Annotated in this window: 6 protein-coding genes; 5 read left to right on the top strand and 1 reads right to left on the bottom strand. The window is 35.4% G+C overall.

The genetic code is table 11. The features are described from left to right. The 5 genes from QCD85_RS10040 to QCD85_RS10020 form a co-directional block, all read left to right on the top strand. Positions 1–2,531 (top strand): calcium-binding protein (locus tag QCD85_RS10040; RefSeq protein WP_301262487.1); only part of this gene is annotated, 2,531 nt, incomplete at its 5' end. Positions 2,532–2,930: 399 nt separating this feature from the next. Further along, positions 2,931–3,500 carry a helix-turn-helix domain-containing protein gene (locus QCD85_RS10035; protein WP_301262486.1) on the top strand — a complete coding sequence of 190 codons (570 nt, stop codon included), beginning with the start codon at positions 2,931–2,933 and terminating at the stop codon, positions 3,498–3,500. Positions 3,501–3,926: 426 nt separating this feature from the next. Then, the gene (locus QCD85_RS10030; RefSeq protein ID WP_274172717.1) at positions 3,927–4,082 is read left to right on the top strand and encodes a hypothetical protein; all 156 of its coding nucleotides are present in this window, start codon (positions 3,927–3,929) and stop codon (positions 4,080–4,082) included. 437 nt (positions 4,083–4,519) lie between these two features. Then, entirely contained in the window at positions 4,520–4,978 is a 459-nt protein-coding gene (locus QCD85_RS10025) for a hypothetical protein (RefSeq protein ID WP_274172718.1), read from the top strand. A gap of 162 nt (positions 4,979–5,140) precedes the next feature. Continuing rightward, complete coding sequence (locus tag QCD85_RS10020) at positions 5,141–5,569, top strand: hypothetical protein (RefSeq protein ID WP_274172719.1); 429 nt, start codon at positions 5,141–5,143, stop codon at positions 5,567–5,569. A gap of 80 nt (positions 5,570–5,649) precedes the next feature. Here QCD85_RS10020 and QCD85_RS10015 read toward each other — a convergent pair whose 3' ends face one another. Then, a complete protein-coding gene (locus tag QCD85_RS10015) occupies positions 5,650–6,093 on the bottom strand; it encodes a hypothetical protein (RefSeq protein ID WP_274172720.1) in 444 nt (147 codons plus the stop codon). Between the last annotated feature and the right edge of the window lie 57 nt (positions 6,094–6,150).

Below are 6,150 nucleotides of genomic sequence, written 5' to 3'. Positions count from 1 at the left end.
GCACTGTAAAAGATCCCTATTCTCAGGCAATTGAAAGAGTAACATTTGCAGATGGCACGGTCTGGAACCAAACACAGTTAGAAGAACAGGTCATGACTCGTGGTACCAACAGTAGTGATATTTTGTATGGCCAAGATAAAATTGGCGATTACATGTATGGTCAAGCTGGAAATGACATTTTGTATGGGCAACAAGGTAATGATACTTTATATGGTGAAGCAGGTGTGGATACTTTATATGGCGGATTTGGGAATGATCGTTTAGAAGGAGGAGCAGACGCCGATATTCTTGATGGTGGGGTTGGAAATGATAGTCTGTTTGGTGGTACTGGCAATGATACGTATATCTTCTCTAAAGGATATGGTCAAGATACGATATTTGAATCAGACACTACTACTGGAAAAATGGATAAAATCAAGCTTTCTGTCAATCCAACTGATATTGAATTAATTCGCGAGTCTAATGATCTAGTTTTACGCTTTATTGATACAACTGATACTTTGCGAGTAGATAATTATTTTACTTTAGAGTCAGCTGGCCAATATAGTCATAAAATTGAACAAATCATTTTCTCAAATGGTACCGTATGGAATCAGACCAAAATAGAAGAAATTGTTAACTTAAATGATGTATTAATTGGTGGAGAAAGTAATGATGTACTAGACGGTAAGTCAGGAATAGACCAATTATTTGGTGGTAATGGTGATGATGTACTGACTGGTGGAGATGACAGGGATACCTTGTATGGAGAAGCAGGGGCTGATATTCTTGACGGTGGTGCAGGAAACGACGAATTGTACGGTAATCGAGGAAGCGATACTTATATTTTTGGAAAAGGGTATGGAAAAGACTTTATCTATGATGGTAACGCCTCCGATGATGATATAGATACTATAAAATTACTTGTTAAACCAAGCGAAGTTGACATTTTACAGAATAATGGAAATCTTATTTTTCAAATTAAAGGAACAACTGATCAGTTAACTGTAGGTTCTTATTTTTATCAAGATGAAAAGGGAAAATATCCAAACAAAGTAGAACAAGTACTTTTTTCAGATGGATCGATTTGGAATCAAACCAAACTGGAAGAACATGTGATTACTCGTGGTACGATAGAAACAGATGTACTATATGGGCGTAATGATCTCAACAACTGGTTAGAAGGTCTTGGAGGAAACGATCAGCTATACGGGAACATGGGTCGTGATGTACTTGATGGTGGGGAAGGAAACGACGAACTTTATGGGAGTTCAGGACAAGACACCTATATATTTGGTCGAGGATACGGCCAAGATTTATTATTTGAAAGTCAAACTTTAACCAATGAGATCAATATTGTACAGTTGCTAGTAAAACCAAATGAGATTGAAGTATTACAAAATAATAATAGTTTAGTGATACAGATCAAAGGAACTACAGATCGACTTACTATCAGCTCCTATTTTGATCAAAATGAAAAAGGACAATTTATTCATAAGATAGATCAATTAACTTTTTCAGATGGAACAGTTTGGAATCAATTAAAACTTGAAGAGCGAGTGATCACTCGAGGTACTACAACAGCAGATAATTTATATGGTCGTAGTGATCTTAATAATCTTATGGAAGGCTTAGCAGGTAACGATATATTATACGGTAGTATTAGTAATGATACTCTGGATGGCGGTATTGGAAACGATCAGTTGTATGGAAATCGTGGAAGTGATACGTATATCTTTGGTAGTGGATATGGCCAAGATTTAATATACGATGGAAATAGTACCCTGCAAGATCAAGACAGCATTCAACTATTGGTTAATCCAGAACAAATAGAGATTCTTCAGGATAATGGTAGTCTAGTACTTCATATTCTAGGAACAACAGATCAACTCACTATTGGTTCTTATTTTTCCAAAGATGAGCAAGGTGTATATGCTTATCAAATTGAGAAAGTCTTATTTGCAAATGGAGTCATTTGGGATCAAGCTAAATTAGAAGAACATGTTATTACACGAGGATCCACCGGTGATGAAACATTGTATGGAAGAGATGAACTCAATGATTTTATGTATGGTTTAGAAGGAAATGACCAGTTGTTCGGTAATGCTGGAAAAGATATTCTCGATGGTGGGCTAGGAAACGACCGATTATATGGAGGCCAAGGTGATGATACGTACTTATTTCAAGTAGGATCTGGACAAGATATAATCATTGAAAGTGATAGTACAAAAGGTAACCAAGATAGCATAAAGCTAGATATGAATTATGAAGATCTTCTTTTATCTAAACAAGTAGCAGATTTGAAGATCCAATTGCGAAATAGCAGTGATATGCTAACAGTCGAAAATTGGGATGTAAGTCAAGAAGCACAAGTCGAAAAATTAATAAGTAAGGATGGCTATGTACTTATGAATAGCCAAGTTTCAAAGTTGATTGATGCCATGGCAGCTTTTTCTACTGATACTGGTATAAGTTGGTCGCAAGCTATGGAAGAACATCGTCCAGAAGCATTAAGTATCTTAACACAATATTGGAGTCAAAATAAAAAATAAACATTTAATTCACAAAATTTTCATCTGCAAAAGAAGCATTAACGATGAGTTCACTCAATCATTAATGCTTCTTTGCTTATAAAAATGTACTTTAGATCAATAAAATGATTAAGATGCTATTACAAATAATCTAATAGTAGACACAAAAATAGCTTCTTCAGCTTGGAAATGAAAACCCTGAAATCATATTCGATTAAATTATTATATTTTAAGAACTAATCGAAAAGTAGAAGGTGAATAAAATTTAAAACATAAATCAAAAGATTGTGTAAGGAAGGAGTTATACTGCTATAACATCTTAATAAGGAAAATACTCTAAAATAAAGAGGCCTTTGAAACCTATACTACGTATAGATAGGGAGACATTTTTGTCAATTATAAAGCTGGAAGGATGGAAACATGGAAAAAAGTAAGCGTGAAAAAGCAGTTGAATTATTTAAAGAAAAACAAAAGAAGAGTGATCGTGAGTATTCTCATAAAACATACGAAAAATGGAAAAAAGAAATGTTAGAGAATTTTAGTTATGTTCCAATATTTAAACCAATGATGGACAGCTTCTTGTTACGAGATTTAAGTGGTGGCGCTATGAAATTATATATTTATCTTACATTTTACTCTGGGAATTACACTGGCGAGACATGGGTAGGCATAGAAAAAACATCAGAATATTTTAATGTTTCTAGTAGAACTATAAGTCGCTGGATATCTAAATTGCAGAATAAAAATCTTATTTATCGTAAACAATATGTTAAGGATGGTCCTACTCATACCTTCTTACTCATTTATGGGAGAGAGGTATTAGAAAGGAAAATTGAACGCAATACCAGTAAAGAACAAAGAGCTAATGAAATACAAAAAAATGACGGGCTTTCTTATAGTGAGAAGTTGGTCAGGGATAGCATAAAGGATGACAAACGAGACGAATCAAATTCAATCCCGATAGTGGATTTAGGTGTTCTGGATGATTAAAAGAAGGTGCCGTCTACTTGCTACAAAGCTTATACGCTCAGTGTATTCGATATTACAAGGAAGGTTGAAGGGATGGCTCCTATAGTGAGCCGTTCTTTTTTGTTTCATGCGAATGGAACTGCAGCGGAGCGGCCGGGATCCGGCCAACGGGTCGACTGCGCTGCCCAACGGATAGAGCGTTGAAAGATACGACGAGCGAATGTGAATAAATTAAATCCATTTACATATGATGTTTAAGCTTCAAAAATGCCTATTCAGCTTGAAAGTTAAAACCCTGAAATCGTGTTTCGGTAATTTATTCTACTTTGAACATGAACAGATAGTAAGACGAAAGCTTTGGAATATGTAGTAATTACGTCGTTCATGTTCGACCATGACTGCTGAAACTTATATTGCAATTTGAAGAAGCGGAGAGGAGGAGACAAGATGAAAAGAATTAAAAGCGTGATCCGTAAATGCTGGGGAAGTATCAAAGGCATGGGAGGTTGGTTTAGGAATTTCCTGAACACGAAGGAAGGCCGCTATACAGTGGCAGGAATCTTGCTTATGGTAGTGAAATTCGTATTGACTGGCGGGGCGTAATCAGCTGATTAAAAAGCAGGAAGACCAAGCTTAATTTGTGGAATCTTTAAGAGCTGCTGGATACGAGCCACCAGTTTAGTAAAGATGAAAGTAATTCAATAACTCAAAAAAAGCAATCATAACTTGAGTTTCTTATTAGATGATTGCTCTTTATTTCTTAGCGCCTAATAAATCAACAAACTGTATACTTAGGGATTACTTTTTGAGGAGAAGCCCTTAAATACTTCTTTTTTAATGCATTCTAGACCAAAATATTCTCTAAATTTTCAAGTGAATTATTATCTATAATTTTTAAAAACTTTAATGTTAAATTCAATTTATTAGAAAAATTGATCATTTTATAAAATTATGTATTTACATTTAAAAACTTTGATTATATAGTAAAAATATGCAAAGTATAAACAAGTTTTAAAATTCGAAACACGGAGGTCATAATTGTGACAAATGAAATTTCGCACAGCGCACAAACGAAAGACGTGATTGTTCAACTGCTTAGTTCTGATCCAGAAAAGGAATATAACTGGAAGGAGATAAGAGCGCATGTCGACAATACCCTTGAAATTCCCATTACCGACGGCGTGTTCGCTGGCAGCGTGCAGACCTTGAATCACTATGGAAAAATCAAAAGGGTAAGTCGAGGTATGTACGCGCTCAATATCGCCACTCCGACGAAGCAAGACTCTAATAATTTATTGATTCCGAATCTTCTTAAGATCTTGGAAGAAGCAGAGAGCAATATTAAGAAGGAAGTGGGCAAAGTGACGCTGTTAATGCTAGATGACTATAACAGCGATGCGATTAAGCTTATTCAAAAATTAGTGAAGGATCAAGAGAAGCTGCGCACAGAATTTGAAAAGAAAATCAACGAGTTGAACGGTCCGTCGAACAAGGCGTAAAACCCGTACACGGTTTCCCAAGGCCCAAACCGTTCGGGCAAATCTCTTCAAGGCGCACCGGTTTTCACTTTCCACAGCATGCCATCGAGCATCAGGCGATTACATTTCGACAGAGAAACGTGTATGTAAAAGCATACTTTTATTTATATTGAAAAACAGCTCATGAAGTATCTACAGGAGGTTGTCGCATCGACACGTAATACTCCTGATTTTGATGTAGTCGGTCATATCGGCTACTTGCGAAGATACAGTCCTTACCCATACTATTCCTTGGCTTATGCTCATCATGACTATACCGATTTAATCGATGAAGCACTGCGAATGCTCGTGAATCAAGGAAAAGGCCTCGATGTGAATACGTCCGGGTATCGAACAGTAATGGGTCGTAAAATTGGTTCTCCTATTCCGGGTTACGATATCATTAAGCGCTATGTCGATCTTGGAGGAGAAATATTGGTATTGGGCTCAGATGCTCATAATACCCAAACCATAGCAGATGGATTTGATGAAGACTGCGATTCGTTACGATCGATAGGAATTCATTATTTGACATACTATCAAAAGCGTATGCCATTACAGTATAAGATTTGATCAAAAAAACCCTACATATATGCTATGTAGGGCTTTTTTTTATGATTTTTTTCTAATCGTGTAGTAAGATCAAAGATAAGTTAGAAATGAAGCAACGACATTCCGTTTTTTAAATATTTACCCAGATCATTGTGTAGGTTTCCTATTTTTGAAACCATCATTTCTACACTTTGTTCTTTATCTAAGGCCATCACTGTATTAAATGTTTTTTTAATTGCAATATTAGGACCTTCGCCTATTTCTTCATGTGATTTTCCGATAATCATTATGGCATGAATCATTTTAGTTTGCTCAAAATCCAATCCATCAAAAGCCATTTTAATTTTTTGTTTTTGTTGATATAAATCACGGTCCCTACGTACTAGTTTGACTTCATTTGTATAATTGCTAGAACTTCCAGAAAAACTATCATCATGTATATTAGGGTACAACTTTATTAACAATGTTGAATAGTTTTCAACCTCCTGAATAACAGTGTCCATATGGTTTTTTAATGATATAGCCATATCTAAATGAGAATTCATGTAGAGCCTCCTGAATTTTGATTATCGTATTAGTAATCATTATTACTATAGTTTAGT

Source organism: Paenibacillus sp. PsM32 (genome assembly GCF_030433815.1).
GTDB lineage: Bacteria > Bacillota > Bacilli > Paenibacillales > Paenibacillaceae > Saccharibacillus > Saccharibacillus kyungheensis.
The sequence above is the reverse complement of the archived record's forward strand: the minus strand, read 5'-3'. Positions and strand labels throughout refer to the sequence as shown.

What these genes read in the sequence shown, in the direction of transcription:
- QCD85_RS10035 (WP_301262486.1), top strand. Translation starts at nt 2,931, where the DNA reads ATGGAAAAAAGTAAGCGTGAAAAAGCAGTTGAATTATTTAAAGAAAAA.
- QCD85_RS10030 (WP_274172717.1), top strand. Translation starts at nt 3,927, where the DNA reads ATGAAAAGAATTAAAAGCGTGATCCGTAAATGCTGGGGAAGTATCAAA.
- QCD85_RS10020 (WP_274172719.1), top strand. Translation starts at nt 5,141, where the DNA reads ATGAAGTATCTACAGGAGGTTGTCGCATCGACACGTAATACTCCTGAT.
- QCD85_RS10015 (WP_274172720.1), bottom strand. Translation starts at nt 6,093, where the DNA reads ATGAATTCTCATTTAGATATGGCTATATCATTAAAAAACCATATGGAC.